Annotated in this window: 29 protein-coding genes; 19 read left to right on the top strand and 10 right to left on the bottom strand. The window is 52.8% G+C overall.

All coding sequences use genetic code 11. The features are described from left to right. Window positions 1-3: 3 nt before the first annotated feature. Window positions 4-1,113 (top strand): glycosyltransferase family 32 protein, encoded by a 1,110-nt coding sequence (locus AC8GE9_RS11375; RefSeq protein ID WP_506677287.1) that lies wholly within the window; start codon window positions 4-6, stop codon window positions 1,111-1,113. An 82-nt stretch (window positions 1,114-1,195) separates the two neighbouring features. Here the strand turns inward: AC8GE9_RS11375 and AC8GE9_RS11370 are convergent, their stop codons facing one another. Both AC8GE9_RS11370 and AC8GE9_RS11365 read right to left on the bottom strand, forming a co-directional pair. Continuing rightward, the gene (locus AC8GE9_RS11370; RefSeq protein WP_506677286.1) at window positions 1,196-1,942 is read right to left on the bottom strand and encodes an ABC transporter ATP-binding protein; all 747 of its coding nucleotides are present in this window, start codon (window positions 1,940-1,942) and stop codon (window positions 1,196-1,198) included. 17 nt (window positions 1,943-1,959) lie between these two features. Further along, window positions 1,960-2,757 carry an ABC transporter permease gene (locus tag AC8GE9_RS11365; protein ID WP_506677285.1) on the bottom strand — a complete coding sequence of 266 codons (798 nt, stop codon included), beginning with the start codon at window positions 2,755-2,757 and terminating at the stop codon, window positions 1,960-1,962. Window positions 2,758-2,881: 124 nt separating this feature from the next. Between AC8GE9_RS11365 and AC8GE9_RS11360 the strand changes: the two genes are divergently transcribed. Beyond that, on the top strand, window positions 2,882-3,646 hold the full coding sequence (locus AC8GE9_RS11360) for a sulfite exporter TauE/SafE family protein (protein ID WP_506677284.1): 765 nt from the start codon (window positions 2,882-2,884) through the stop codon (window positions 3,644-3,646). Here AC8GE9_RS11360 and AC8GE9_RS11355 read toward each other — a convergent pair. Beyond that, window positions 3,635-4,906 carry an O-antigen ligase family protein gene (locus AC8GE9_RS11355; RefSeq protein WP_506677283.1) on the bottom strand — a complete coding sequence of 424 codons (1,272 nt, stop codon included), beginning with the start codon at window positions 4,904-4,906 and terminating at the stop codon, window positions 3,635-3,637. The two genes, AC8GE9_RS11360 and AC8GE9_RS11355, sit on opposite strands and share 12 nt — an antisense overlap. A gap of 84 nt (window positions 4,907-4,990) precedes the next feature. Next, on the bottom strand, window positions 4,991-5,782 hold the full coding sequence (locus tag AC8GE9_RS11350) for an enoyl-CoA hydratase/isomerase family protein (RefSeq protein ID WP_506677282.1): 792 nt from the start codon (window positions 5,780-5,782) through the stop codon (window positions 4,991-4,993). A gap of 106 nt (window positions 5,783-5,888) precedes the next feature. Here AC8GE9_RS11350 and rfbD point away from each other — a divergent pair, with 106 nt between their 5' ends. Genes rfbD through AC8GE9_RS11335 form a run of 3 tightly spaced genes read left to right on the top strand, consistent with a single transcriptional unit; the run spans window position 5,889 to window position 9,230 of the window. Continuing rightward, window positions 5,889-6,827: a dTDP-4-dehydrorhamnose reductase gene (gene rfbD / locus AC8GE9_RS11345; RefSeq protein ID WP_506677281.1), complete on the top strand. Its 939-nt coding sequence runs from the start codon at window positions 5,889-5,891 to the stop codon at window positions 6,825-6,827. Between the two features lie 9 nt (window positions 6,828-6,836). Further along, window positions 6,837-7,802 carry a lipopolysaccharide heptosyltransferase I gene (gene waaC, locus AC8GE9_RS11340; protein WP_506677280.1) on the top strand — a complete coding sequence of 322 codons (966 nt, stop codon included), beginning with the start codon at window positions 6,837-6,839 and terminating at the stop codon, window positions 7,800-7,802. Window positions 7,803-7,811: 9 nt separating this feature from the next. After that, the gene (locus tag AC8GE9_RS11335) at window positions 7,812-9,230 is read left to right on the top strand and encodes a 3-deoxy-D-manno-octulosonic acid transferase (RefSeq protein WP_506677279.1); all 1,419 of its coding nucleotides are present in this window, start codon (window positions 7,812-7,814) and stop codon (window positions 9,228-9,230) included. Here the strand turns inward: AC8GE9_RS11335 and AC8GE9_RS11330 are convergent. From AC8GE9_RS11330 to AC8GE9_RS11320, 3 genes are all read right to left on the bottom strand, one after another. After that, window positions 9,181-9,354, bottom strand: coding sequence for a hypothetical protein (locus AC8GE9_RS11330; RefSeq protein WP_506677278.1), 174 nt, complete (start codon window positions 9,352-9,354; stop codon window positions 9,181-9,183). The two genes, AC8GE9_RS11335 and AC8GE9_RS11330, sit on opposite strands and share 50 nt — an antisense overlap. 69 nt (window positions 9,355-9,423) lie before the next feature. Continuing rightward, window positions 9,424-10,194 carry a type III pantothenate kinase gene (locus AC8GE9_RS11325; protein ID WP_506677277.1) on the bottom strand — a complete coding sequence of 257 codons (771 nt, stop codon included), beginning with the start codon at window positions 10,192-10,194 and terminating at the stop codon, window positions 9,424-9,426. Window positions 10,195-10,202: 8 nt separating this feature from the next. Further along, entirely contained in the window at window positions 10,203-11,135 is a 933-nt protein-coding gene (locus tag AC8GE9_RS11320; RefSeq protein ID WP_506677276.1) for a biotin--[acetyl-CoA-carboxylase] ligase, read from the bottom strand. 81 nt (window positions 11,136-11,216) lie between these two features. Here AC8GE9_RS11320 and AC8GE9_RS11315 point away from each other — a divergent pair, with 81 nt between their 5' ends. The 14 genes from AC8GE9_RS11315 to AC8GE9_RS11250 all read left to right on the top strand — a co-directional run bounded on the left by AC8GE9_RS11315 (window position 11,217) and on the right by AC8GE9_RS11250 (window position 22,576). Then, window positions 11,217-12,365: an MlaE family ABC transporter permease gene (locus tag AC8GE9_RS11315; RefSeq protein WP_506677275.1), complete on the top strand. Its 1,149-nt coding sequence runs from the start codon at window positions 11,217-11,219 to the stop codon at window positions 12,363-12,365. Continuing rightward, on the top strand, window positions 12,365-13,159 hold the full coding sequence (locus AC8GE9_RS11310; protein ID WP_506677274.1) for an ABC transporter ATP-binding protein: 795 nt from the start codon (window positions 12,365-12,367) through the stop codon (window positions 13,157-13,159). The genes AC8GE9_RS11315 and AC8GE9_RS11310 overlap by 1 nt, the downstream gene beginning before the upstream one ends. Then, complete coding sequence (locus AC8GE9_RS11305) at window positions 13,146-14,102, top strand: MlaD family protein (RefSeq protein WP_506677273.1); 957 nt, start codon at window positions 13,146-13,148, stop codon at window positions 14,100-14,102. Before AC8GE9_RS11310 ends, AC8GE9_RS11305 begins: the two co-directional genes overlap by 14 nt. Window positions 14,103-14,112: 10 nt before the next feature. Beyond that, the gene (locus AC8GE9_RS11300; RefSeq protein WP_506677272.1) at window positions 14,113-14,751 is read left to right on the top strand and encodes an ABC-type transport auxiliary lipoprotein family protein; all 639 of its coding nucleotides are present in this window, start codon (window positions 14,113-14,115) and stop codon (window positions 14,749-14,751) included. Between the two features lie 63 nt (window positions 14,752-14,814). Next, window positions 14,815-15,459 carry an alpha/beta hydrolase gene (locus AC8GE9_RS11295; protein ID WP_506677271.1) on the top strand — a complete coding sequence of 215 codons (645 nt, stop codon included), beginning with the start codon at window positions 14,815-14,817 and terminating at the stop codon, window positions 15,457-15,459. Between the two features lie 86 nt (window positions 15,460-15,545). Continuing rightward, window positions 15,546-16,853: a D-alanyl-D-alanine carboxypeptidase family protein gene (locus tag AC8GE9_RS11290; protein ID WP_506677270.1), complete on the top strand. Its 1,308-nt coding sequence runs from the start codon at window positions 15,546-15,548 to the stop codon at window positions 16,851-16,853. 38 nt (window positions 16,854-16,891) lie between these two features. After that, the gene (locus AC8GE9_RS11285) at window positions 16,892-17,776 is read left to right on the top strand and encodes a D-amino acid aminotransferase (RefSeq protein WP_506677269.1); all 885 of its coding nucleotides are present in this window, start codon (window positions 16,892-16,894) and stop codon (window positions 17,774-17,776) included. 30 nt (window positions 17,777-17,806) lie between these two features. After that, the gene (locus tag AC8GE9_RS11280) at window positions 17,807-18,079 is read left to right on the top strand and encodes a DUF493 family protein (RefSeq protein WP_506677268.1); all 273 of its coding nucleotides are present in this window, start codon (window positions 17,807-17,809) and stop codon (window positions 18,077-18,079) included. Beyond that, window positions 18,079-18,726: a lipoyl(octanoyl) transferase LipB gene (gene lipB / locus AC8GE9_RS11275; protein WP_506677267.1), complete on the top strand. Its 648-nt coding sequence runs from the start codon at window positions 18,079-18,081 to the stop codon at window positions 18,724-18,726. Before AC8GE9_RS11280 ends, lipB begins: the two co-directional genes overlap by 1 nt. Before the next feature lie 51 nt (window positions 18,727-18,777). After that, entirely contained in the window at window positions 18,778-19,776 is a 999-nt protein-coding gene (gene lipA, locus AC8GE9_RS11270; protein ID WP_506677266.1) for a lipoyl synthase, read from the top strand. Window positions 19,777-19,848: 72 nt separating this feature from the next. After that, window positions 19,849-20,073, top strand: a complete 225-nt coding sequence (locus tag AC8GE9_RS11265; protein WP_506677265.1) for a ParD-like family protein — start codon at window positions 19,849-19,851, stop codon at window positions 20,071-20,073. After that, window positions 20,073-20,354, top strand: a complete 282-nt coding sequence (locus AC8GE9_RS11260) for a type II toxin-antitoxin system RelE/ParE family toxin (RefSeq protein ID WP_506677264.1) — start codon at window positions 20,073-20,075, stop codon at window positions 20,352-20,354. Before AC8GE9_RS11265 ends, AC8GE9_RS11260 begins: the two co-directional genes overlap by 1 nt. A gap of 34 nt (window positions 20,355-20,388) precedes the next feature. Continuing rightward, the gene (locus tag AC8GE9_RS11255; protein ID WP_506677263.1) at window positions 20,389-21,567 is read left to right on the top strand and encodes a CaiB/BaiF CoA transferase family protein; all 1,179 of its coding nucleotides are present in this window, start codon (window positions 20,389-20,391) and stop codon (window positions 21,565-21,567) included. Between the two features lie 64 nt (window positions 21,568-21,631). Next, window positions 21,632-22,576, top strand: a complete 945-nt coding sequence (locus AC8GE9_RS11250) for a hydroxymethylglutaryl-CoA lyase (protein ID WP_506677262.1) — start codon at window positions 21,632-21,634, stop codon at window positions 22,574-22,576. A 36-nt stretch (window positions 22,577-22,612) separates the two neighbouring features. On the opposite strand, the gene AC8GE9_RS11245 is transcribed toward AC8GE9_RS11250, so the two are convergent. Genes AC8GE9_RS11245 through AC8GE9_RS11235 form a run of 3 tightly spaced genes read right to left on the bottom strand, consistent with a single transcriptional unit; the run spans window position 22,613 to window position 25,679 of the window. After that, window positions 22,613-23,578, bottom strand: coding sequence for a Bug family tripartite tricarboxylate transporter substrate binding protein (locus AC8GE9_RS11245; RefSeq protein WP_506677261.1), 966 nt, complete (start codon window positions 23,576-23,578; stop codon window positions 22,613-22,615). Between the two features lie 14 nt (window positions 23,579-23,592). After that, window positions 23,593-24,273 carry an isochorismatase family protein gene (locus AC8GE9_RS11240; protein ID WP_506677260.1) on the bottom strand — a complete coding sequence of 227 codons (681 nt, stop codon included), beginning with the start codon at window positions 24,271-24,273 and terminating at the stop codon, window positions 23,593-23,595. Window positions 24,274-24,296: 23 nt separating this feature from the next. Then, complete coding sequence (locus AC8GE9_RS11235; RefSeq protein ID WP_506677259.1) at window positions 24,297-25,679, bottom strand: dihydroorotase; 1,383 nt, start codon at window positions 25,677-25,679, stop codon at window positions 24,297-24,299. Window positions 25,680-25,688 lie beyond the last annotated feature (9 nt).

Below are 25,688 nucleotides of genomic sequence, written 5' to 3'. Positions count from 1 at the left end.
AAAATGCATCAATTGCACTCTATATATTTAACACGTGATCTGAGCGATAAGGTTACGTGTTTACCTAGCAAAATAGTTAGAAATATTGATTCATTTAAAGACTGTCATCCTGAGTCAGAACATCAACTTTATAATCTTGACCTTGGTAGACAATTTATCAAACTCCACTTTGATACTGATATTTTGTCCGCCTTCGATTCTTTGAGGCCCATGGCTTACAAAGCGGATCTGTTGCGTTATTGTTTGCTATATGAGTTGGGTGGAATTTACGCTGATCTTTCGCTCTACTTTCATTCATCTGCTTTGGCTTTCGATAAAAATGCAAAAATATTCGTCTATCGGGATGGGTTCAGTAGGGCGCCGTGGATTGCCAGCAATTCGCTGATTGTCACGCAACCACAAATGCAGGTGTTTGAATCTTGCATAAAAAAAATAGTCGAACATGTTAATCATGATTACTACGGTACGAATGCATTGTGTCCGACAGGGCCAAATCTTTTTGGAGCGATGCTGGCTCAAACAACGCCTTTATTCGAAATCGCATCTGGTGAGGTTATAAAAATAAACCGTTCGTCAGGCCATGCATATGCTTTTTTAAACGCACCAGGTGATGTGGTGGCATTCTCGGTAAAAGCTGCACCAGGATTAAGTTCGTTGGGGGCACACTTAACGGATAACTACAACGATTATTACAATGATCGAGAAATTTACAGTCACAACTTAAATAAAAAAACCTGGACTTTTCAAGAGCTAATTTTTCGTGGACACACTGCTAAAAAAAATGATGAAGGCAAGTTTCCTGCAGGAATAGCAATTTATGGGCCATATGCCAAATTAACTGCGGGCACCTATCGCGCAAGATTTATTGTTTCACAACATGATCTAACATTATTGAAACAACATGGCCCCTATAGTATTGATGCATGTAAAAATTTTGGTAAAAATTTAATTGATTTTATTGAAGAGGAATCAGATGATCTTGATGATGGCTTAGTTGCGATAGGGGGAGTTTTTCATATAAAAGAGCCCGCCGATAATCTTGAAGTGAGGCTATTTATATATCAAGCGATCGAATTCAAAATTGAACGCTTGGAGATTGAACGAAAAAAATAAAAGATGGTGGTCTCAAGCTTAATAAAGTCCACGCAGGAATGAAAACCTGTTGTGTTGAGAACAAAATAATTTCAAACGCGTCTCAACGCCGTTCAAAATACTCATGACACACTTCTTGAGAAGCTCCGTCCATTTTAACTTTGCCATGCTCTAACCATATGGCTCGGTTACAAGTGTTCATTGCAAGTTCACGAGAATGAGTGGCAACCACAAGGATGCTACTGGACTGAATCACTTCTTTCATGCGAGCTTCAGCTTTATGTTTGAACCCCTCATCACCGACCGAGAGCCATTCGTCCATGAGCAGAATCTCTGGGCGCAGTGTCGTGGAAATGCTGAAGGCTAGGCGCATGTGCATACCAGTCGAATACGTTCTGACAGGCATTTCAATAAAGTCGCCAAGTTCAGAAAATTCGATGATTTCAGGCGTTTTTTTCTTGATTTCGGCAGCGCTTAGGCCAAGGAGTCTACCTCGGATGTAGATATTTTCAATGCCTGAGATTTCGGGGTCGATACCAAGCGAAATATCAATCAGTGAACCAAGCTTGCCCTGAATGTGAGCAGAGCCGAAGGTGGGTGAGTATACGCTGCTCATCACCCGTAGCAATGTGGACTTGCCCGCACCATTATGTCCAAGCAGTGCCACTCTTTCACCATCATTTATCTTAAAAGATAAGTTGTCTAGTGCACGGATAATGACAATCCCAAGGGCATCTGCAGAGAGCTGGCCACCTGTCGCAACACTCATCAGACGTTTTTTTAGCGACCTACCCGTCGAGTTATAAATGGGAAAGTCAACACACACATCTTGAAAGTCAATCAATGCCATACCTGGTTGCCCATTATTCATAGCCAATAACTAATTCGTTTTCTGTATTTTCCATAAACGGAAAGAGTAACGATCCAACCAACAATGACCAAGCCAATCGATACTAGCCAGCTCGTCATCGAGGGTGCGCTACCCAGCAACGGAGCACGGATGACTTCAATCATGTGATACAGCGGATTAATATCAAGGTAAAGATAACCATGTCGGTCTGCGAGCATGGCTGGCATCCAGATAATGGGAGTGACATAAAACGCGATTTGAAGTGCGCTATTGACGATTTGGGTGAGATCCCGATATCGAGCACAAAGTATGCCAATGAGTAGAGCAGCCCAAGTTAAATTCAAGAGGCTTAAGAAAAATCCAGGGATAGAGAGCAGCGAAACTATTTCAAGGGGTTTTAAAAAGACCAAAAACAATAGGGGAATAATCACTAAGTTGTGGGCAAGGATTAGAATATTGCGCCATATCACTCTCATGACATGCAAAAACAAGGGGAGCGGCAGCTGTTTTATCATCGGTTCAGCAGCGATAAAAGCAGTACATCCTTCGTTGATAACGGTCGAAATGAATGTCCACAGGACAAGGCCGATCGCCAGAAATGGTAAAAATTCATGCATTGGGGAGTTAAAAATCCCACCAAATACCAATCCCAACGCTCCAATCATGACTCCCATGCTGATGGTGAGCCAAAACGGTCCGAGCTTGGAACGACGATAGCGCTGCTTGACGTCCTGCCAACCTAATGTGCCTGCAAGATCTGCTTGGCGTGTGGCGAGCAACACGTCTTGGACGGCGATGTTTATTTGACTGCTCATATTTGGTCGTTTGTTTAATGTCATGCATTATTTCACATTCTCACTTTATGTGAGAATGTCGGAGCCATGTCTGAAGGAATGGCTTCTAAATATAATACGTTTAGTGTGCGTCTAAAGAGTTCTAATGCTTCTTGATCTGTGGCACCAGCTGTTCCCCTCTATTTCTGTATTTTTGTTGATGTGCGTGACGGTCTTGTTGGCCGGAACGATTCGCTCATTTACAGGGTTTGGCGGAGGGTTGGTACTTGCGCCTTTTTTCAGTTTCTTTATGTCACCAGCCGATTTGGTCGTGGTGGTGTTGCTGCTGAATTTTGTGACCTCAGTCCAGTCTCTTTCTGAGACATGGAAGATGACGCCTTGGCCTCTGGTTTGGGCCATGGTCATACCTTCGCTGATCGGTGTGCCGCTTGGGGTCTGGTTAATCGAGGTGCTCAACCCAATGATGATTCGTCGCGTGATTGGTTGCTCTGTAGCGATTTTGGCTGCAATCATGTTGATCGGCTGGACCTACAACGGACCGCGCGGTCGCCTTCAGGCTTGGATCGTGGGGGTGAGTTCGGGTGCATTGACTTCGCTTGCCGGGGTCGGCGGGCCGCCCTTGGTGGTGTATTTGCTCAGTGACAAGTCTCTCAGCCCACAGGTTATCCGTGCATTTTTTATGATGTTTTTTACGATTGCCCAGATCGCGACGATCACGCTCTTTATCTTTAAAAACTTGGTGAATGTTTCCCAGATTGTGTATACGGTCTCGTTTATCCCGGTTTATATCGTCTCAACATTACTGGGGACGTATTTGTTTCACAAAGCCTTAAAAGGCAACGCGTATTTGATCCGTCGGCTGTCGCTTTGGTTTTTGTTGGTAGTGGGGGTGGCGACGCTAGCGGTGTGAGGCAGAGGCGCACGAGGGCGGGGATCTTGCAAAAAAGAAAACGGAGTACAGCAAAGCCAAGCCAAGCGTGACGCTTGTGTAATTGTGCAAGGTGTTGGCATTGGTTAAAAACGTTGAGAATGTGGCAAAGCAGAAACTGGCAAGCGTCACAGTGAGTGGAACATTGACACGCCGCAACGTAAAGACTGCCAGCATCAAACCTAGTAGGAACGAGAGCAAGGCGGCTCCACCCAGTACCCCGTAATCCAATATGGCATTGAGGTACTCATTGTGCGTATGCGTCATGTCTGTGAATAATGGGTCAACGTCGACAGCCCACTGATTGACGAGCTGAGTGCGCTGCTCGATACCGTAGCCCAGCCAGGGTTTTTGCAAATAGGCCTCAATCCCTTTTTCAACAAAATGAAGACGTATGCCAACCGAGGAGTCGCGTTTGTCATCTTGAAATCCCCTGATCTCTGCTATTGCGATCGAGATGCGAGCCTGAGGTATCTCGTAGACTTGCGGTACGCTTTTGATCAATATACCGAGGCCTAAGGCAACGACAATAGATGACATCCATAGGTATTTGTTTTTGAAGAGACGCAGTGACAACGTATGTTTCAAGCTAAAAATAACGATGCAGGCTACCCACAGCGCTGCGAAATAAGCCCCCCTTACGCCTGATAAAAAGACAGCAATCAGAAACAACGCCGCAGCTGCAGAACTGAGCCAATGGATGGCGGTTGTGGCTTTGGTTTGTGTTGACTCGTGAATCAGGCGCACTGATGCCAGCACAATAGAAAACAGCACCATCCCATAGGCCCAGGGAATGATGGTGGTCGGAGAGGTGTTGATGCGTATGTATTCAAAGACCACATAAAGAGCGGTGATGCTCGCCAAAGCTAAAGCAAGCACAAGCTCATTGCGCCTTTTGGTTGTGAACGTGATGCGCCTGACAACGATGTGCATGGCAATCGCGGTAAACAGCATGCGGGCGTCGAAATGACGGTATTGCCAGTTGTCCCACCAATAAGCTTGACCGATCGTACGCAAAACAAAGGCCAATACAAAAAACCAGAGGATGAAATCAGTCGCACGATAAAGTGCCTGAGCACCCAGGGTGTCCGCGGGAAGTTTGGCCTGCGTGTGGGCAAGCCAAAAGCCCCAGACGATGGCAATGATCCAGGCGGCCCCAGCAACTTTGGCTGAGGCGGGCGAAAGGACCACCAAAAGTAGCCAAAGGTACCAGCCGAGCTGCTGTGCGCGGGTTGTGAACATGGAGTGATTGAGCGACTGCAAAATACAAGATTAACTTAGTTAAAGTTTAGCATAGACCTGTCGCTTTTTATTTGCGATGACTAATCAGCGCCCCACAAAAACCGCCGACCGTTTTTCTAGAAAGGCTCTCTGCGCTTCTTTTGCATCCTCGGTTTTGGCAATTGCCGCAGTCATGTCTTGTTCGTAGCGGTAACCATCACGTAGACTCATGTCTTCGATCGCATTGAGCGTCTGCTTGGCTAGACCGATTGACATTGGGCTCTTGTTCGCAATCGTTTGCGCAAGCTCCAGCGCGGCAGGCATGAGTCCCTCAGGGGTCGTGACTTGAAGTACGACGCCCAAGCGGTAAAGCTCGTCGGCTGGGACGCGGTAGCCCGTGAACATCATTTTACGCAACATGGTGTGGGGGAACAGGCGTGCCGCATGGCTGCCTCCACCGAGTAGGCCGACATCGATCTCAGGAAGTGCCAGACTGCCTTTCTCTGAGGTGATGATCAGATCGGCTGAGGCTGCAATGGCGAGTCCCGCGCCGAGGGCGGGGCCGTTGAGGGCCACGATAACGGGCTTGGTGCACTCTCGGATCGCATGAAAACATTCTCTCGTGCGACGTGAGTGCGCGGGGAGGTCGCCTGGTCCTTTGATGACGGAAGCACGGCCTTTGAGGTCAGCGCCAGCGCAAAATATTTTGCCTTCGCCCGTCAAGACGACTGAACGCACTTCGGCTGTCTCGGAGATGATGTCGAGCGCCACGGTGAGCTCGTCGCTGAGTGTCTTGGATAGCGCATTGACGGGAGCGTTGTTGAGGCTCAGCACGGCGACGTGGCCGACAAGGCTGCAGCTGAGTTGCGTCATCTGGGGCAGAAAGGTGTTGGGCATGGTTTGAGTGTCTCCGGATGTTATGGATTGATTTGTCTGGGTAACCTTAAGCATAACAACTTCGCTCCCTGATTATTAGATGTGTTTGATGATGCATAATTAACGGATGAAAACGAAAATCCTCTTGATTGGCGGCAACGGCCAAGTTGGTCATGCTCTGAAGTCCACTCTTCAGACGATGGGTGAGGTCGCTGTGTGTACACGTGCCGAGCTGGACTTGAGTGTGGTGGGTAGCAATATTGATGATGGCGCAGAATGCCCAATCTCGGCCCTAGTGTCGCGTATTAAACCAAGCATCATCGTGAATGCGACTGCCTACACCGCTGTTGATCGCGCTGAAACCGAAACTCAGCTTGCGCACACGATTAATGCCGTCGCCCCCGGTCTGCTGGCTAAGGCCGCGCAGGCAGTCGGTGCGTGCATGGTGCATTACTCTACGGACTATGTGTATGCGGGGACTAAAAAGTCCCCTTACGTTGAAACAGACGAGACGCAGCCGTTGTCGGCCTATGGTCGCAGCAAGCTTGCGGGTGAGCGAGCCGTAGCCGAGGCGTGCCCCAGGCATTTGATCTTTAGAACCAGTTGGGTCGTGGGGGCCCACGGCGGTAATTTTTTAAAAACGATGCTCAAACTCGCTCAAGAGCGCGAGGCACTGAGAGTGGTGGCTGATCAGATTGGCGCACCGACCTCGGCGGAGTTGATTGCAGAGACGACGGCGCAGATTTTGAGTCAGATGGCTGGACAGCCGGCAGACGATCCGCGCTGGGGTCTCTATCACCTGACCGCGGGTGGCGCGACGAACTGGCATGCCTATGCAAGCTATGTGATTGCCCAGGCCCGTGCTGCGGGCTGGCCGATCAAGGTTGCGGATGACGCGATTGCGGCGATACGGACCGAGGACTATCCCGTGACTGCGACGCGGCCGATGAATTCATGTCTGGATACAACTAAGGTACGTGCGGCGTTTGGCGTGAGTTTGCCGGACTGGCGGGTGGGTGTGGATGAGGTGTTGGAAGAGCTCAAGCAGGCTCGTTCATTGAGATGACCACCTGAGATGACCACTAAAATTCTCATCGTTCGCACGTCCTCGCTTGGCGATTTGATACACATGTTGCCAGCGATCTCTGACATCGCGCATCATGTGCCGGACGCGCAGATCGACTGGTTGGTGGAGGATAGTTTTGCGCAGATTCCAGCCTGGCATCCCGCTGTGCACGAAGTGATTCGTGTTTCGCATCGTCGTTGGCGCAAGGCCTGGTGGTCGGCTGAGGTGCGAGCTGAGCGTCATGCGCTTGAGCTCAATCTGCGCGCACGCCGCTACGATATTGTGCTGGACATGCAAGCGCTGTTGAAATCGGTTTGGCTCACGCGCATGGCGTCTGGCACCAAGCATGGCCTTGGCTTTACCTCCGCGCGTGAACCGCTGGCTGCGTTGTTTTATGACGTGCGTCATCGTGTGAAATTCTGGCAGCCGGCGGTGACCCGTCAGCGTGAGCTCGCGGCAGCGACGTTTGGTTACACCTACGAGGGCGCGCCTGATTTTGGTTTGCAGGCTTTTGAAGAAGAAGCGTGCGTATTACGTACGCACGAGGATGCTTATGCGGTGATCATGCCGTCGGCAAGTCGTGACGACAAGCTCTGGCCGGTCGAAGACTGGCACGCAGTGTTTGATCGTCTAAATGATGATGATTTACAGCTGAAGTTGTTGGCTGGGAATGATGCGGAAATGCAACGTGCCGAGGCCTTGGTGGCTGGGCACTCGAATGCATTGGTGCTGCCGCGTATGGATCTCACGGAGACGGCGCGTTGTTTGGCGGCGGCGAGAGTCATGGTTGGGTTAGATAGCGGATTGACGCATCTCAGTGCCGCTCTTGGGCGCCCAACGATTGGTATTTACAAAGCTTCGACACCAGTCAGAACCCCTTTGGTAGGCGCAGGCTTTACCGCCAGCCTCGGCGATCGGGGTAAATCTCCTGCTCGGGAGACAGTTTTAAGTGCATTGAACGACGCTCTGCGCTAGTATCTCGCCATGGCACAACAGGCGTATACCCTCCTTTTGAGATTGCTTTCTCCTCTGATCTGGGGGTGGATGTATTGGCGCGCCCGGCGCGCGGGCGGAGTTTGGCAGATTTTTTCGGCTGAGCGCTTTGGTTCCTACGCGCTGCCGTGGGACGGTGAGGCGCCACTCTGGGTGCATGCAGTGAGCTTGGGTGAGACGCGTGCGGCGCATTCTTTGATTGTGTCTTTGTTGTCGCGTGGTGATCGCGTATTGTTGACGCACACTACACCCACCGGTCGTGCCGAGGGCGCAAAATTGTTTGCTGCTGAAATCGCCACGGGTCAATTGCGGCAACAATGGCTGCCCTATGATTTTCCGGGTGCGACGCGTCGTTTTTTTAAGCACTACCACCCTAGGCTAGGTATTTTGATCGAGCGAGAGGTCTGGCCTAACCTGTTGAATCAAGCTCAAGAAGCCGATGTGCCGATGATCTTGGCGAGCGCGCGATTTTCTGAGCGTGCGCAGGGTCATGTGCGACGGATTGATCAGATTTTCTTAAGCCTCATGCGTGATGCGTATGCGAGTATTGATCTAGTGCTTGCCCAGTCTGAGGACGATGCGCGCAGATTGTTCGAGGTTGGCGCCACTAACGTCCAGATCGTCGGCAATTTAAAGTTTGATGTGGTGCTGCCCTTGGTGGCGGTCGATGCTGGACGCGCCTGGCGGCAACGCTTGACTAGACCTGTAATCTCGATTGCGAGTACGCGTGAGGGCGAGGATGCAATGTTTGTATCCGCGATCCAACATCAGTTAAAGCATCCCGAAGTGTTGCCTGAAGATTACTCGGCTCATGCCGTACATTTTGATCCGATTCTGACGCCCATCCCTGCAGTACCGCCACCGCTATTTTTCTTGATTCCCCGTCACCCTCAACGCTTTGATGAGGCGGCGACATTGCTGGAACAGTCGGGCTTAAGGTTTGTTCGGTGGTCGGATATTCGTCATAACACGCATACGGATCGTGCGTTGTCTGATGTACGGGTAGTGCTAGGCGATACGTTAGGTGAAATGCCGTTTTTTTACGCGGCGAGCGATGTCGCGATTGTGGCGGGTAGTTTTGCGCCACATGGTGGTCAAAATCTGATTGAGGCATGCGCGATGGGGACGCCCGTAATCGTGGGACCTTTTGCGCGTAATTTTGCGGATGCGGTGCAGGGGGCTGTGGCAGCAGGCGCTGCGATTCAGATCCAAAGCTCTGAGATCGTGGGTCCTGCTTTGCGTGCGGTGGCGACTGCACTCAATTGGCTGAAGGAACCTGAGGCGTTGAGTGAGCGCGGTCGCTTAGGTCGGGAGTGGGTCGCGCTGCATACGGGCGCCACAGCCCGTATTTTGCAGCATATCAACGATTTTGAAGTTGCGCGGGACCAAGTTTTACAGCGTCGGCATTAAGCGGCACGGGTAGTCGATTGTTCGCTGTACGACCGGCCTCGGCGCGGGGCGTGCCAAACCAGCCCTGACCGACGCCAAAAACACCAAGATTCATCAACATCAAAACAATAAAAACAGCGCGCATGCCTTGATACCTTATCGGGTGATGCCTCATCAAGAGCTCACTGTAATGGGTGCCTGGAGCTGAGTCAAACTATACGCTCTGCAATACCCGCGCCAAGCCATCAAGGACTGGGTGTGCAATGAACTTGATGTCGAGTGAGGCGAGCATGCGACGGATCTCGGGTTCGACTTCGGGCCAGCCACCGCCACTCACGCACAGGATCGGCGATACACCAAAGCGTTGACGGGTGATTTCGCATTGGCGCCAGACTGCGCCGGTTTGTGCGGCAACAACGCCCGTGGAAATGGCTTGCAGGGTGTGGGTTGGATAGTCTGAGCCCGCCCCGCTTGCGAGCGGTAGGTTTGCTGTGCCTTGAGCAAGCGACTGGCGCATCAAAGCGGGCCCGGGCAGGATGAGTCCGCCTTCGAAGCGCTTTTCTGGGGTGAGGGCATCGACAGTAGTCGCGGTACCGAAGGTGGCGAGCACCAGCGGAGGATGCGTTTTTGGAAAATGCCCGGCGAGCCCCAAGAGCGCAGCCCAACGATCGGCACCAAGCTGTTCGGGTTTGTCATAGCCATTGTGCACGTCGAGCTGGCGCATTGCGGACGCATTCCAGCTCAGCGGGCATCTGGCCTCTAGAAAAACCTTCGTCAGCATTTCAGCCACAACGCTTCCGGCGACATTGACGCCCATGGCCGCACGTGGCTGCACTGGCAGCGTGGCCAGCCATTTGCGCAGTCGCTCTGGGAGCTGCGCCATTGGGTTGAGTGCGATCGCATGAACGGCACTCTCGCGCCCTAGGCTCGGGTGAAACCAGCCTAGTTTGAGGCGACTGTTACCAACGTCGAGCAAGACGATCATGATGTCCCCTATGCTTTTAAAGCCGTCGTGGGTCGAATCGAAACATCGCCGACCACGACGGGCGTCATGCCAGTTTCCGTCAGTACACGCAAACGACCAAGGAGGTCGGTGCCCTGTGCCAAGCCTTGATAGAGGATATTGCCTTGATCCATGACGTGTACGGTTTGTCCTGCGAGTGCATCGACTATATCAAACGCAGGTTTAAAAGCCGCGTAACCGTGATCTACATACTCTTTGAGAGCCTGCTGCCAAGCTTGGGCGAGATGCGCCACGAGAGAGACGGGAGAAATAAGCACGGAAGAAGTAAGCACGGAAGAAATAAGCGCTTGAATCTGACTCAGGTCAGCGATTTCGCGGCCGAGTTGCGCACTCAGTACGTCGGCGCCTTTGAGGTTAAGCCCCATGCCAATCACGACCGTGGAGGAGGGGGCCGTTTCAATCAATAAGCCTGCAAGCTTGGCACCGTGCCACTGCAGGTCATTGGGCCACTTGAGTTTGAGGTGCTGGGTGAGGGGCTGGAGTTCTGCGTCTACGCTCTGTGCGTTTATCAATGACCTAAGCGCGAGACAGGTTGTCACCCCTAGGGCGGGCGCGATGCCGGGTAGCTGAGCCAGCGGGATCGGGGTTTCAAAAGCGCAGGAAAACATCAACGTTGATCCAGCCTCATTCGCCCAAGGACGACCGGCACGGCCTTTGCCTGCGGTCTGACGATGAGCACCTAAGAGCCATGGGCGAGGAGGGCGGAGCGTGGTGGTTGCAAGACTGCTCTGTACGTCACGCAGTTGCTGTCTCGCACGCTGAGTTAAGTCCGCATTGGTGGAGCCAGTGCTGCTGACCCATTGTACTGATCCAAAGCCTGGCAGGGCCTCGGTAAGCGTTGCGCTCAGCTCTTCTGGGCTTGGAAAGCTGGTGTTGAGGTCGGCGTGGACAGAAATGCGCATTCCTTGATTTTACGGGGTGAATTATGATGGAGGGTATCAGTTTGACTGAAAGTCGCATTTTTTGACGGATTCCAGTCCCTTATGGCGTTAGCTTCTCCACCTGCAGCACTCGTCACAATCGACGCCCCTCGTACCTCACTCGTGTCGGTGGAGGGTGGGCGTTGTGTGCTGATGGGCAACTGGAATGTCCAGGCTTTGGCGATCAAGGGCGAGGTAAGCCGGCGTCGCAAGGCTTTATCAGCGGCCGAGGGCGCGGATGCTTGGGATCTCTCCAGAGTAGGCTTACTTGATGCAGTCGGCGCTCAGTTGCTTTGGCAATATTGGGGGCAAAAGATCCCACCGGGGACGGACCTGTCTCCAGGTCAGCAGGCACTGTTTCAGATTTTGGCGGATCACCCGAGCGAACCCGTTCCTCAGAAAGTCCCGACTGATCGCTTGGCTTGGATCGTGGCGATCGGCGCAGGGGTGTTTGTATTGGCGGAGCATGGCCAAAAGCTTTTGCTCCTGCTTGGCGGGGTTTTGTTAGATTTTGCAAAGCTTGTGCGACACCCTTTGCGCGGCCCGTGGCGCGAAATTTCTGCTCAGGTGTATCGCGTGGGTACTCAGGCTTTGGGGATCACGGCGCTGGTGGGTTTTTTGATTGGCGTCGTGCTGTCTTATTTGTCGGCGCAACAGCTTGCGGTGTTTGGTGCGGGTCAATTTATCGTCAAGCTGCTGGGCATCGCGACCGTGCGAGAGCTGGGGCCTGTGTTGGCCGCGATTTTGGTGGCGGGACGCTCGGGTTCCTCGATTACGGCTCAAATCGGTGTGATGCGTGTCACCCAAGAGCTTGACGCGATGCAGGTAATGGGGATTTCTCATGGGCAACGCCTGATTTTGCCGCGTGTCATTGCGCTGGCGATTGCGATGCCTTTACTGGTCTTGTGGACCGATGCGCTAGCCTTGTTGGGTGGGATGATCGCAGCAAAATTTGAGCTGGACCTGTCGATGCAGTGGTTTTTTAGTGAGCTACCCGATGCGGTGGGGATCACCAACTACAAGATCAGCTTGATTAAGGGTGTGACTTTCGGTGTCTGGATCGCCTTGATTGCCTGTCATTTTGGGTTGCGGATTGAGCCCAACACCGAGAGTTTGGGTCGTGGTACGACGGCTTCGGTGGTGACGGCGATTACTGGGGTGATTTTGATCGATGCTTTGTATGGGATCTTGTTTGACGAGATGAGGATTTGATGGGGAGCCCCATTATCGTGGTGGACAATCTTACGACGGCGTTTGGGACGCACGTTGTACACAAGGATTTGAATTTAAAGATTTATCCCAAGGAAATCCTCTCCTTAGTAGGTGGCTCGGGCGCCGGCAAAACGACGTTATTACGGCAGATTTTGGGTTTGGATCGACCGCGTGCGGGTGTGGTGAGTGTTTTTGGCCGTCCTGTGCATGATTATGTGGGCGCTGAGCGCGTCGCGTTGACCCAACGGTGGGGGATGTTGTTTCAAGCGGGGGCGTTGTTTTCCGCCTTGCCGGTGTTTGACAACATCGCACTTCCTTTACGCGAGGTACACAATCTTCCGGAGGATTTGATCCGCGAGGTGGTGTTGATGCGTCTGAGCTGGATGGGGATGTCGGAGCGCGATGCGGCCCTGATGCCGTCTGATCTCTCGGGCGGCATGATCAAGCGAGTGGCCCTGGCCCGTGCGCTGGCGCTGGATCCTGAATTGTTGTTTCTGGACGAGCCCACTGCCGGCCTGGATCCGCAACGCTCGGACGAATTTGTGGAGTTAATCCATGCGCTGCATCGTGAACTGGGTTTTACAGTCGTGATGGTGACGCATGACCTCGATACGATCGCGGCTTTGTCGACGCGCGTGGCGGTGCTGGCGGAAAAGAAAGTATTAGTCGAAGGTACGCTCAAGGAGGTGATGCAGGTCAAGCATCCCTTCCTTGACGCGTTCTTCCATGGCGAACGCGCCGTGCGTGCGTTTGGCGTGAACAATCCTAAGGAACAGAATCATGGAAAATCGTAGTCATGCCCTCTTGGCGGGACTATTTGCGTTGTTGCTGACGATAGCGGCGGGGGTGACTGCAATTTGGGTTAGCAAGCAAAATCTGCCGCGCATTCCCTACGAGTTGATCGCGACCTCTCCCGTCACAGGCCTGTCTGTGCAATCCCAGGTCCGCTATCAAGGCGTGCCGGTGGGCAACGTCGAGTCTCTGCGTTTTGTCCCTGAACAGCCTGGCAAGGTCTTGATTTTGATTAGTATTGATCCGAGTACGCCTGTCACACGTGCGACCTGGGCTGAAATTGTGATTGCGGGCGTGACGGGAATCTCAAATGTGGAGTTGCGCGACGATGGGACGTCGATGACTCGACTCGAATCGAGTGCTACCGACATTCATCAGATTCCGATTCGGCCAAATTTTCTAGATCGTCTGATCGCTCAGGCGACAACGATGGCGCCTGCGGTAGAGGGTTTATTGGTCCATATTCAAAAAATCGCGACCGATGAAAATATCGAAGCGCTGAGCGCGACCCTGCGCAATGTGGCGTCTTTGTCTGATCAGCTCAAGCGGTCTGTCGTGTTGCTCGAACCTGGGTTGGCCAAGGTGCCAGCCTTTATCGATGGGCTGACGGTGACGGGCCAGCGTGTGGATGAGGCCATGGTCGATATCCGTAAGCTCTCGCTTTCAGCGCAAAAAACGCTGGATGGTTTGAATGCGCCGGGGGGGGCGATGATGCAGATGACGCAGAGTCTCAAAGAAATAAGACAGGCTGTCGCGCAATTGCAGGGATCGACCTTGCCGGATGTGTCGATGTTGATGCTGGGTGCCACCGACGCGTCGCGTGCGTTTACGCAAACGGCACGTCAGTTGGGTCAATCACCGCAGTCATTGATTTTTGGCCCTCCGCGGGCCGTGGCGGGACCGGGTGAGGCAGGTTTTGCAGGTTTTGGTGCCGCTGGGCGCTGAGGATATCAAGATGAAGATGTTGACGACGATGCGTTTGGGTGCCGTGTTGAGTGTGGTGAGTCTGCTGACCGCGTGCGCGTTGGGTGATAGTGCACCTACGCCCAAGCAGCTTGATTTAGGCGCGGGCGGGATGACGAGTGCTACTGTGGGCACCTCCGCAGGGGGCGCGACGGCGTTGGCGCCAATGCCACCGATCGCAGTGCCTCCTGCAAACGCTGCCTCGCTTTTGACCGAGACGATGGTGGTCTGGCGGGTGGGTGATCAGGGACAACCACAAGCCTACGCAACCTATCGGTGGGTCGCGCCGCCTGCACGATTGGTCACTCAGCGCATCGTCGATCGACTGTCCTTGCAGGGCGCGGTGCTGCAGCAAAGTATGGGTACGGAGGTCCCTCAACTGCGCCTCAATTTGCAGCGGTTCGAGCAAACATTTTCTGTTGATGGTACGTCGAGCCAGGCACAACTGACGTTGCAGGCTGTGCTCATGCGAGGCTTCGAGGTAGTGAGTCAGCGTTTGATAAACATCCAAGTGCCCGCTACAACCCAAGATGCTCCCGGGGGGGCGCTGGCGTTGCGCGTCGCAACCGATCAGGCTGCCGAACAAGTGGCACAATGGCTCACCAGTTTGCGGGCGACGGTCAAGCGTTAAGCACCACAATGACGCGCAATGACTGAATCAATGAATACATATCAATTGAACACATACTGACTTATGCCCGCTCACACTGAAAATACGAGTTTTGACGGATTGGCTGGCCTCATCGATTGCGCCATCGACTGGCCTGAAGGCGTGCCGACCGGCTGGGCGCTGATTTTGCACCCCAACCCTTCGCAAGGGGGTACGCGTGACAACAAGGTGGTCACCACACTTTCACGTGCATGCGTGCAGCAGGGGTTGGTCTCATTGCGCCCAAATTTTCGTGGCATTGGTGCCTCGGGGGGGCATTTTGATCATGGTAAGGGCGAACTGCTTGATATGGCAGCCTTGGTTGAGCAGCTTCGCGCGCGCTATCCCGAGATCGCGGCCAAGCCTTGGGTATTGGGAGGCTTTTCTTTTGGCACCTCAATCGGGGTGCAACTGTATGCGCAGTGGGATAAGCTTGGTAAAAATTTGCCCAATATCGTCATTTTGACAGGCTCGGCGGCTTTACGTTTTCGTCACAGCGAGGCCAAAGCGCCTGAGGATGCCTTGGTGATCCATGGTGAGCTTGACGAGGTGGTGCCATTGTCCGAGGTGATGGAGTGGGCGCGCCCGTTGGGGATGCCGGTTGTCGTGATCCCAGAGGCGGGACATTTTTTTCACGGTAAATTATTAGTATTACGCCAGCTCGTACAGACGCGTTTGAAAGCTTTGTAAAACCACCTTATTAATTTAGCTTCAGTCGCGGTCAGGGCGGGATGGTCATGCCTATAATAGGTTGTTTATGTCAGTGAGTACCTTCTATGCTTAACCACTCTCTTTGCGTCGCCCGTCGCATCATTAATCCGGTCGCGAATGCTGCAGTGGTGACGCTCGCCCTCTTGATCACGTCGAGCCTAATGCCGGTCTTGGCGCAAAAAGCGTCCTCAGAAAAGTCTCCAGCCCCTGCTGCCGCCCCCGCCGCTCCTTCGACTGCTGCAGTCGCCGCGACAGCGCCGTCGGTGTTCGCCCCTGTTCAGGTCGGCGAGTTGTCTCCCGTGCCTGCCCCTGCGATTGCTGCTAAGGCCTGGATTACCGTGGATGTGACGAGCGGTCAGATAGTGGCTTCGTCCAATCCCGACATGAAAATCGAACCCGCCTCGTTGACCAAGATTATGACGGCCTATGTGGCCTTTACCGCAATCAAGGAAAAGCGTCTTTCGCTGGAGCAGCAGGCCAATGTGTCTCAACTGGCCTGGAAAACCCGTGGTTCGCGCATGTTTATCGAGCCACGCAAGCCGGTGACGGTCGACGAGTTGCTCAAGGGCGTGATTATCCAGTCAGGCAATGACGCGTCCGTTGCCTTGGCCGAAGCCGTCTCGGGAAGCGAGTCGGCCTTTGTGTCAGTCATGAACGAAGAAGCACGTCGCATGGGCATGACGAATACGGTCTTCGTCAATACAACGGGCTTGCCTGACCCGCAGCATTTGACGACGGTGCGTGATCTGGCCACACTCGCGCGACAGATGATCAATGATCATCCGACTTATTTTCCTTATTATGCGATGCGTGAGTTTACGTACAACAAGATTAAGCAATCCAATCGCAATCGTTTATTGTGGGCGGATCCTTCGGTTGATGGCATGAAGACCGGGCATACGGATGCTGCGGGCTATTGTCTCGTGGCGACCGCAAAGCGTGGCGATCGACGCGTGATTACGGTGTTGGTCGGTTCTGACAGTATGGCCACACGTGCTGAGGAAAGCCTCAAGTTGTTGAATTGGACCTTCCAGAACTTTGAAACGGTCAAGCTATTTGATCAGACTCACGCCGCGGTCGAAGCCCAAGTCTGGCAGGGCAAGGTTGACTTTACTAAGCTTGGTGTATCGGAGCCGTTGTGGGTGACGGTACCGCGTGGCAAGGCAGGCGAGGTCAAGCCTATCGCCAAACGTCCGGACCCCTTATTCGCCCCGCTGGCCAAGGATGAACGTGTCGGCACGCTGACACTGATGCTAGATGACAAGATGCTGTTGACCCGTCCATTGTTGGTCCTCGACCCTGTTGAGCGCGCCGGCTTTGTGGGTCGGACGGTGGATTCCGTGAGATTGTGGTTCCGCAAAAAACCTGAGTAAAAAAACTGAGTGATTCTTTTAAAAGAGAGCATAGAAAAATGGTTCAGAATATGTTGATTCAAGGTGTATCGGGCGATCCGACTGTGTATTTGAATGGTGTTTTTGGACCCTTGTCCGAAGCCAAAATTTCGGTGCTCGATCGAGGTTTTATTTTTGGTGACGGGATCTACGAGGTTGTGCCGATCTATCACGGCAAGCCTTTCCGTATGGAGCAGCACCTAGCTCGCCTCGAGCGTAGTCTGGCCAAGCTTCATATTCAGCAGCCAATGACAAAGCCCCAGTGGGAAGGTTTAGTCAAGGATCTTGTGTCCAGGACAACTGAAGCCACAGGCATGGTCTATATCCAGATCTCGCGAGGTGTGGCCAAGCGCGATCATGCCTTTCCCGCGCCGGCGGTCAAGCCGACCGTGTTTGCCATGGTCGCACCGATGACACCACCGAGCGCCGGCGTACGTGAAAAAGGCGTGCGCCTGGTGAGCATTCCCGATGAGCGCTGGCTGCATTGCGATATCAAGTCAGTTTCTTTGCTTGGTAACGTCTTGGCTAAACAAGCTGCGGTCGATGCAGGCGTCGATGAGGTTGTGCAGTTCCGTAATGGCAACATGACTGAGGGTGCTTCCTGCAATATCTGGGTTGTTAAAGGCGGCAAGGTCATTGCGCCCTTAAAAGACAGTTTGGTGCTCGAAGGCATTCGCTACGGTTTGTTTGAAGAGTTATGCAAAGAATCTGGCATCCCGTTCGAACTGCGTGTCGTCCCCGAGCAAGAAGTTCGTCAAGCGGACGAAATGATGATGTCGTCTGCCACCCGCGAGATCTTGCCTGTGGTCGAGCTTGATGGCAAGGCGGTCGGCACGGGCAAGCCGGGACCGGTCTATCAAAAACTGCGTGCTGCTTACGATTCCCGCATCGCGGCGTTGGCTTGACGCATCTCCGTAATTTAGGTGGTAACCGAAGTGCCTATTCCTGAAAACGAATCATTGATTGAGTATCCAAGTGCCTTTCCCATCAAAGTGATGGGAAAGCAAAACCCCGAGCTTGCTCAGGTCTTGACTGCGCTTGTGCTCGAATTTGATCCTACGTTTGATCCGGCAACGGTCGAGATGCGTCCGAGCAAGGGAGGCAATTACATGGGGCTGACCTTTACCGTGACCGCGACCTCGCGTGAGCAACTCGATGGCTTGTACCGCGCCCTGCACGGACACCCGATGGTGTCGATCGTGCTGTGATGCGCCAAGCATGGCCACGCCCGTCGCCCTACGAACCCGTCTGGCGTGCCATGCAAGCTTTTACCGAAGCGCGTACCCCCGACACGCCAGATGAAATCTGGCTCGTCGAACACGCGCCTGTCTATACCCTTGGTCAAGCCAGCAAGCCCGAGCATCTGCTCAATCCCGGTAACATTCCTGTCGTACAAACGGACCGAGGCGGTCAGGTGACTTATCATGGGCCCGGCCAAGTGATGGCTTATATTCTCGCGGATCTCAGACGTTCCGGGCGGTTTATCAAGGCCATGGTGCATCAGATCGAGGAGGCCACGATCGAGACGCTGAAGCTTTATGGCATCGAGGCTGCTTGCCGCAAAGAAGGCGCACCCGGGGTATACGTCCCTATAGGTGCAGCAAAATCGGGTGCTGAGCTCGCCAAAATCGCCGCCTTGGGTATCAAGGTCCGCAAAGGCTGTACCTATCATGGCATGGCGCTCAATGTAGACATGGATTTGACCCCATTTAACGGCATCAACCCCTGTGGTTATGTGGGTTTGCAGACGGTGTCTATGGCTCAGTTGGGTGTCACCGCGGGCTGGGATGAGGTTGCACAAACATTGTCCCAACAAATTACAAGGTACTGTGGCTTGACACTTTCCAACAGGTAAAATGACTACTTACAGTCACTGAACGGCTGGACGCAAACGTCCACGTAGATTATGTCCACACAACCTGAACAAACCTCGGTCGCTGCGATCCCTGCAGCGCCTTACGACGCGACTCAAAAGCAGAAATCGCAGGCTAAGACCTCGCGGATTCCGATTAAGGTCGTCGCGGCCGAGCGCCTGAAAAAACCGGACTGGATTCGCGTCAAAGCAGCGCCCGCAGGCTCCAGGTTTTACGACATCAAGCGCATTTTGCGCGAGCACAATCTCCATACTGTGTGCGAAGAAGCCTCTTGCCCCAACATTGGCGAGTGCTTTGGCAAGGGCACGGCGACCTTTATGATCATGGGTGACAAATGCACCCGACGTTGTCCGTTTTGTGATGTGGGGCATGGCCGTCCCGATCCTCTGGATGTCAACGAGCCGGTCAATCTGGCGCGCACCATCGCCGCGCTCAAGCTGAAATATGTGGTGATCACCTCAGTCGATCGTGATGATCTACGCGATGGTGGTGCGGGGCATTTTGTAGAGTGCATTCAAAAGGTCCGCGAGCTGTCCCCCGAGACCCGCATTGAGGTTTTGGTGCCGGATTTCCGCGGTCGTCTCGATCGCGCGCTTGAGATTCTGGATGGTGGCCCACCCGATGTGATGAACCACAACCTCGAGACGGTGCCACGTTTGTACAAGCAAGCGCGTCCTGGCTCAGACTACATGCACTCGCTCAAGCTGCTACAGGAATTTAAAAAGCGTCACCCTAATACGCCAACCAAGTCAGGTTTGATGCTGGGCTTAGGCGAAACCGACGAAGAAATCCTCCAAGTCATGCGCGACATGCGCGCGCACGATGTTGAGATGCTCACCATTGGCCAATATCTGCAGCCTTCGGAGCATCACTTACCCGTATTGCGTTATGTGCATCCCGACACGTTCAAAATGTTCGAGCGTGAAGCGTATGCGATGGGTTTCCATCATGCGGCGGTAGGCGCGATGGTGCGGTCTTCGTATCACGCAGACGAGCAAGCGCATGCAGCGAGCTTGAGTGCAGCCGGTTAATTGCCACAGCGTACAATTGATTCTTTCTTGCTACAATTGTAGTAATTCATTGTAGTTTTAGGAGAAAGCGACATGGGAATGCCAGTCCGTATTGATGATTATCTTTATGAGCAAGCGAAAGCCCACGCACACGCTGAGCGACGCACTATTGCAGGCCAAGTTGAATTTTGGGCGTTAGTTGGCAAAGCTGCTCTAGACAATCCAGATTTACCAATTGATTTTGTTCGAGATTTGCTAATAGCAAGATCAGAGGGAAGATCCCTCGCTACACCTTTCATTCCAAAAGGAAGTGACTGATGCCGGGTTGGACAGTAGAAGTATTTCAATCCGCAATTTTTGCTAGAAGTTACAAAAAACCCCATAAAAATCAAAAGAATGATGTTGATGCTGGAATCGAAGAGATCATCAAAGATCCACACATCGGCATTCAAAAACGCGGTGACTTAATTGGTGTGTATGTATACAAATTCAAAAGTCAAAAACACGAGATACTTTTGGCGTATGAGTTTGATCCAAAGACAAGATATTTATTGTTGTTAGGTACTCATGAAAATTTTTATCGCGATCTAAAGCGGTAATGCTTTAAACGTTGACAAAGGCTTCACGCACACCATGCAGCTTCAAGGTATCCGGGTCGTAGACCTTACGCGGATTTTGTCTGGTCCGTTTTGCACGATGTTTCTGGCCGACATGGGTGCGGAGGTCATCAAGATCGAGGATCCCAAGGGGGGTGATCCTGTGCGCCAACAGGGCGAGGCGCCTAATGGCTACTCCTACTATTTTGCGTCTTTTAACCGTAACAAGCGCTCGATTACGCTTGATCTGCGCGCGCCTGAAGGCAAAGAGATTTTGCGTGAGTTACTCAAGACTGCGGATGTGGTGGTCAATAACTATCGTCCGGGCATTATGGACAAGATGGGTTTTGGACGCGAGGCGCTGTCGCAAATCAAACCTGATTTGGTGAGTTGCAATGTGACGGGTTTTGGTCTGGATGGTCCCTATGCGGATCGGCCATCGTTTGACTTCGTTGCGCAGGCGATGAGTGGCTTTATGAGTGTGAATGGCGCGGCCAATGCGCCGCCGATGCGGGCGGCACCGCCGATCTCGGATTTGATTGCGGGCTCGTATGCGGCGATGGGCATTTTGGCGGCATTGGTGAGGCGCGCGCGGACGGGTCAGGGCGAGGAGGTCACGACCTCGTTGACCGATGGTTTAACAAGCATGCTGGCGTTTTTGGCGACGAATTATTTTGCAACAGGCCAGTTGCCCTTGCGCACGGGTAATGATCATGCGCTGGCCTCACCCTATGGGTTGTTTGAGGCCTCGGATGGTCAGGTTGCGATCGCACCGAGTAATGATACGTTTTATTTCAAACTGCTGGCCGCGCTTGATCTCGAGCATTTGCGGGAGCGTCCTGAGTTTGCCAACAACGCGTTGCGCTTTGCCAATCGCGAGGCCATCAATGCAGAGTTGAATGAAAAGATCCGGCAACAGCCGATTGCGCATTGGATAGCAAAGCTCAACGAAGCAGGTGTGCCCTGTGGGCGTGTACTCAATATCGGCGAGGTCTTCGACGATCCCCAAACGCAACATCAGCAGATGCGGTTGACGATTGAGCATCCTGAGCATGGACGCCTGGATGTACTGGGCTTTCCGATCAAGTTTTCAGACGAGCCTTGTCAGATTCATCGTCCACCACCGACGTTGGGAATAGATAACGAGGCAGTATTGGGGCAGTTGGGACTCAGTGCAGAGGCGATCGCCTCTCTTAAAAGTCGCGGAATTGTGTAATAGATTGTGTAATATTGAACGCAATCATTAAACGTATTATTTGACTTCACTTACGAGAATCATCATGTCAGAGCAATCCAAAAAATTTGTGACGGTCACCGAGGTCGGGACCCGCGACGGTTTTCAAGCAGAGCCGGAGTTCATCGCGACGGCGAACAAGGTTGCAACCATCAACGGGTTGATTGATGCAGGTGTGCGTAGCATCGAGGCGACGTCTTTTGTGTCCCCCCGAGCGCTGCCGCAGTTGGCGGATGCAGCCGAGGTATTGGCCCAAGTGCATCGCAATCCAAATGTACGCTTGGCCGTACTCGTGCCTAACGCGCGAGGTGCTGAGCGCGCTGCGGCGGCTAAGGCCGACATGATGGTGGGTTTCATTTCTGCCAGCGAAAGCCATTGCAAAACAAACCTCAACAAATCGATTGATCAGGCGATTGCCGATTTTGCCGAGGTGGTGCCGATCGCGCGTCAGTGGGATATCCAGCTGCGCGGTGCAGTGGCGACAGCGTTTGGTTGTCCCTTTGAGGGCGAAGTGTCACTCGACAATATTTTGAAGATTGTCGGTTCTTACGATGCACACGGCATTCGCAACATCACGTTTGGCGATACGACCGGCATGGCCACACCTCCAGTCGTGACGCGCGTGGTCGATGCCGTGCGCAATAAATATCCAGACATGGAAATTGCTTTGCATTTCCACAATACACGCGGCGTGGGCCTAGCCAACGTCATGAACGGCTTGCAATTGGGCGTGCGCGAGTTTGAGTCGTCGATTGCAGGCCTGGGTGGCTGTCCGTTTGCGCCAGGTGCGACGGGCAACATTTGTACCGAGGATTTGGTCTATCTGCTCGAAGAGTGTGGGTACGAGACCGGAATCGATCTGGAGAAACTCATCGGCGTCGCCAAGCAGGTTGAACAGATGATGGGGCGTCAATTGCCCGGTCAGATGATGAAGGCCGGTCCACGCCTCAAGCTGATGTCGCTGGATTCGGTGCGACGCGCGGTAGGATGAGGCGCGAGAATGTGGACGAGTCACAGGGTTGTATTTTTAATCTTGTGCCGCACCCGATTTTTTCACTATATCAGCCCATTTCGTATTTTCGCGAGCGATAAAATCAGAAAATTCCTTTGGCGACATGATCATGGCATCAGCGCCAATTTTCTGAAGTCTTTCTTGCATCTCAGGACGACCTAGTACTACACGAACGGCACCTGATATTTTTTCTATCACTTCAGTTGGTATCCCGGCGGGGCCTAGTAATCCGTACCAGATCGTCACCTCATAACCAGGTACGCCTGCTTGAGCAATGGTTGGTATCCCAGGAAATAGTGATGAAGGCTTCTTGCCTGACACACCGAGTGGCCGTACTTTTCCAGCTTTTGCAAGCTCTACGTAACTCGGAATGTTGTCAATCATCAGGTCGATTCGGCCACTGACCAAATCTGTGATGGCAGGTGCGGAGCCTTTGTAGGGAACATGAGTGAGTTGCACGCCGGTGAGAGACTCTAGCAGCACGCCAGCAAGATGGCTCGAACTCCCTGCGCCTGAGGTGCCATAGGTTAATTTGCCGGGGTTCGCACGCGCCAACTGGATCAAGTCGTTCACTGAGTTTGCTTTGACATTCGGATTGACAACGAGGACATTAGCCGATTCCCCGACGGGTGCGATGGGGGTGAAGTCTTGAACCGAATAGCGTAATTTTTTGTAGAGATGCGGATTGATAACGAGTGCACCAGTGGTTGTAAAAAATAGTGTGTATCCGTCTGGTTTTGCATCGACAACTGATTGTGCACCGATTGATCCGGCGGCCCCAGCCCGGTTTACAACGACCACGTTTTGCCCGAGCAGCGGGCTAATTGCATCAGCAATCAGGCGTGCGGTGGCATCAGTCCCCCCTCCAGGTGGAAAAGGGACGACTAAATTAATGGGACGATCTGGGTAGGCCGCATGAGCAAGCGCACTTGTCGAGAGAGCAAGAATTGCTAGGAGGCGAGAAATCTGAAAAGCTTTCATTTGATATTTGCCTCTTATTGTTGGATATTTTTGAGTTGGTCGAGCAACTCTTTTGTGGGAAGGACATCAGCGTACTTCTGGCTCATGTCGAAAAGGTTCACCGCGTGTGAGGTCCTGCCTCTGTCATAGACGCATTCCTCGGGGATAGCGACTTTGAAATTGAGTGAAAAGGCATCAACGACAGTGCCTCGAACGCAGCCGCTGGTCGTGCAGCCAGTGACCACCAGGGTATCTACGTTTTTATCAATAAGGTGACTGCAAAGAGCCGTGCCAAAGAAGGCGCTTGGGTGTTTTTTGGGCAGTAGGATGTCGTGGGCGTTGGGTGCAAGCTCTTGGACAAATTCGTACCCCTTCGCTGAAATACCCATGATTGCGGGAACTTTCTCTGCAAGGCGTCCACCGTCATAGCTTTGCTTGGGAGCAACGTGTGGATAGATAACAGGCCAACCTCGCTCACGAAACAAAGCAAGCAGCGGAACGATTGAGTCCACAGCTTGCCAGCCGACTTCACCGCATGAGGTTGGAAACTCCTTGATCGCTTCCCAGAAGGGCTTGCGCTGCGTTCCAACAGTGCGATACTGAATATCAATGATCAGTAGGGCGGGGCGCTTTCCTAAACCGCTGGGGCGTCCAAATCCTGATGCATCATAGGCACGTAGCTCTTCATCACCGACAATTCCGCTCCAAGGTCTCATTTCTTCATCTCCAAAAAGTGTTCTTATTTTGCTGTGACTGAGCCAGCATTTGTTCGAAATAGATACTGCCCATCGCCAGGCTTACCCGTGAGTTGACCGTCTTTCATGATTGTCTTACCACGCAAAATAGTCTCTACAGCCCAGCCTTTGAAGGTCCAGCCATCGTAGATGCTGTAGTCAGAATAAGAAAGCAGATCAACATGGTTGACCGTTTTTTCTAGAGTTAGATCTACCAAGGTCAGGTCGGCATCAAGCCCTGGCGCGATATTTCCTTTACGGTGATCTAATCCGAATATTCGAGCTGGTGAGTGGCAAACAAGTTGCGCAATACGCTGTAAAGATAATCCCCGCTGGTGATAGCCCTCATGCAAGAGCACGGGCAGTATGGTGGCCGTTCCAGGAAACCCTTGAGAGGCGAGCCATAGGCTCTTATCTTTGGTGGCACGCTTGCGTGGGCAGTGATCTGAGGCCACTACATCGATTGTTCCATCGATTAAACCCTCCCAAAGCGCCTCGCGTTCATCGACGCCTCGAAAAGGTGGATTTGCTTTGCCCATGCCCCCTAGGTCCATATCACTGGTGTGCGTGAGGTAGTGAGGGCAGGTTTCTACAAACACCTTTGAGTATCGCTTACGCCAAAATCTGACTTCATCGAGGCCCATCTTTGAGCTCATGTGCGGAATGTAAATGGTCGCACCTGATTTTTCGGCAAAAAGCATCGCCCTGATTGCGGCCTCTGCCTCGGTGATGGGGGGTTTGACGGCCTCCCAATCTTTCAACGTGTGCATGCCCACGTTGAGTTGGGTGTTTCTAAGCCGATTCACGATCTCGATATTTTCAGTGTGACACACGACAGTGAGGCCACCGACCGAGACCGCTTTATTCATCAGCGCGTAGAAAAAACCGTCATCCGTACCATCTAAGCCTAAATAGCGCCCCTCTTCACCCTTAAAATTCATAAAGTATTTGAACGAAGTGACACCGCACTCCTCTACGTAGCGCCCCAGCTCTTCGAGGTGCTGTTCAGTGGCGGCGCTAAAGTGCAAAGCGTAGTCCGTATGAACGCGGGGCTTGGCAAAGGCTTGCTCGCTCTCGTAGACTTCACCGTAGGCTTCGCTACTGAGCAAGTAGGCAAGAATTGTGGTGAAACCACCGATTGCCGCGTGCGCAGTTTCAGTTTCGTACTCAGTGATTTTTTCGCCGAAACCGAAATGTACATGTGCATCAATGAGACCGGGAAATACATGTAGTCCGTCGATCCGTCGCTCACTAACCGTTTGGTCAATAGGTGTGTTTGGCAACATCAGTGCTTGAATGACACCGTTCTCAATCAAGATATCTAGCGCTTGCGGTGGGTGATCTGTACGCACAACGGTACCGCCTCGAAATATCACTTTGTCAGTCATTACATAGTC

It is taken from the genome of Zwartia lucis, from assembly GCF_965234455.1.
GTDB lineage: Bacteria > Pseudomonadota > Gammaproteobacteria > Burkholderiales > Burkholderiaceae_B > Zwartia > Zwartia lucis.
Note: the sequence above shows the minus strand (reverse complement) of the source record. Positions and strands in the feature narration are given on the sequence as shown.

Excerpts from the sequence above, each read along its gene's own strand:
- AC8GE9_RS11355 (WP_506677283.1), bottom strand. The coding sequence starts at position 4,906 with ATGTTCACAACCCGCGCACAGCAGCTCGGCTGGTACCTTTGGCTACTT.
- AC8GE9_RS11310 (WP_506677274.1), top strand. The coding sequence starts at position 12,365 with ATGGGGAGCCCCATTATCGTGGTGGACAATCTTACGACGGCGTTTGGG.
- AC8GE9_RS11315 (WP_506677275.1), top strand. The coding sequence starts at position 11,217 with ATGGCGTTAGCTTCTCCACCTGCAGCACTCGTCACAATCGACGCCCCT.
- AC8GE9_RS11265 (WP_506677265.1), top strand. The coding sequence starts at position 19,849 with ATGGGAATGCCAGTCCGTATTGATGATTATCTTTATGAGCAAGCGAAA.
- lipA (WP_506677266.1), top strand. The coding sequence starts at position 18,778 with ATGTCCACACAACCTGAACAAACCTCGGTCGCTGCGATCCCTGCAGCG.
- AC8GE9_RS11300 (WP_506677272.1), top strand. The coding sequence starts at position 14,113 with ATGAAGATGTTGACGACGATGCGTTTGGGTGCCGTGTTGAGTGTGGTG.
- AC8GE9_RS11365 (WP_506677285.1), bottom strand. The coding sequence starts at position 2,757 with ATGAGCAGTCAAATAAACATCGCCGTCCAAGACGTGTTGCTCGCCACA.
- AC8GE9_RS11360 (WP_506677284.1), top strand. The coding sequence starts at position 2,882 with ATGCTTCTTGATCTGTGGCACCAGCTGTTCCCCTCTATTTCTGTATTT.
- AC8GE9_RS11295 (WP_506677271.1), top strand. The coding sequence starts at position 14,815 with ATGCCCGCTCACACTGAAAATACGAGTTTTGACGGATTGGCTGGCCTC.
- rfbD (WP_506677281.1), top strand. The coding sequence starts at position 5,889 with ATGAAAACGAAAATCCTCTTGATTGGCGGCAACGGCCAAGTTGGTCAT.
- AC8GE9_RS11320 (WP_506677276.1), bottom strand. The coding sequence starts at position 11,135 with ATGCGCATTTCTGTCCACGCCGACCTCAACACCAGCTTTCCAAGCCCA.
- AC8GE9_RS11245 (WP_506677261.1), bottom strand. The coding sequence starts at position 23,578 with ATGAAAGCTTTTCAGATTTCTCGCCTCCTAGCAATTCTTGCTCTCTCG.
- AC8GE9_RS11235 (WP_506677259.1), bottom strand. The coding sequence starts at position 25,679 with ATGACTGACAAAGTGATATTTCGAGGCGGTACCGTTGTGCGTACAGAT.
- waaC (WP_506677280.1), top strand. The coding sequence starts at position 6,837 with ATGACCACTAAAATTCTCATCGTTCGCACGTCCTCGCTTGGCGATTTG.
- AC8GE9_RS11370 (WP_506677286.1), bottom strand. The coding sequence starts at position 1,942 with ATGGCATTGATTGACTTTCAAGATGTGTGTGTTGACTTTCCCATTTAT.
- AC8GE9_RS11325 (WP_506677277.1), bottom strand. The coding sequence starts at position 10,194 with ATGATCGTCTTGCTCGACGTTGGTAACAGTCGCCTCAAACTAGGCTGG.
- AC8GE9_RS11335 (WP_506677279.1), top strand. The coding sequence starts at position 7,812 with ATGGCACAACAGGCGTATACCCTCCTTTTGAGATTGCTTTCTCCTCTG.
- AC8GE9_RS11260 (WP_506677264.1), top strand. The coding sequence starts at position 20,073 with ATGCCGGGTTGGACAGTAGAAGTATTTCAATCCGCAATTTTTGCTAGA.
- AC8GE9_RS11305 (WP_506677273.1), top strand. The coding sequence starts at position 13,146 with ATGGAAAATCGTAGTCATGCCCTCTTGGCGGGACTATTTGCGTTGTTG.
- AC8GE9_RS11240 (WP_506677260.1), bottom strand. The coding sequence starts at position 24,273 with ATGAGACCTTGGAGCGGAATTGTCGGTGATGAAGAGCTACGTGCCTAT.
- AC8GE9_RS11255 (WP_506677263.1), top strand. The coding sequence starts at position 20,389 with ATGCAGCTTCAAGGTATCCGGGTCGTAGACCTTACGCGGATTTTGTCT.
- AC8GE9_RS11250 (WP_506677262.1), top strand. The coding sequence starts at position 21,632 with ATGTCAGAGCAATCCAAAAAATTTGTGACGGTCACCGAGGTCGGGACC.
- AC8GE9_RS11330 (WP_506677278.1), bottom strand. The coding sequence starts at position 9,354 with ATGCGCGCTGTTTTTATTGTTTTGATGTTGATGAATCTTGGTGTTTTT.
- AC8GE9_RS11290 (WP_506677270.1), top strand. The coding sequence starts at position 15,546 with ATGCTTAACCACTCTCTTTGCGTCGCCCGTCGCATCATTAATCCGGTC.
- AC8GE9_RS11350 (WP_506677282.1), bottom strand. The coding sequence starts at position 5,782 with ATGCCCAACACCTTTCTGCCCCAGATGACGCAACTCAGCTGCAGCCTT.
- AC8GE9_RS11375 (WP_506677287.1), top strand. The coding sequence starts at position 4 with ATGCATCAATTGCACTCTATATATTTAACACGTGATCTGAGCGATAAG.
- lipB (WP_506677267.1), top strand. The coding sequence starts at position 18,079 with ATGCGCCAAGCATGGCCACGCCCGTCGCCCTACGAACCCGTCTGGCGT.
- AC8GE9_RS11285 (WP_506677269.1), top strand. The coding sequence starts at position 16,892 with ATGGTTCAGAATATGTTGATTCAAGGTGTATCGGGCGATCCGACTGTG.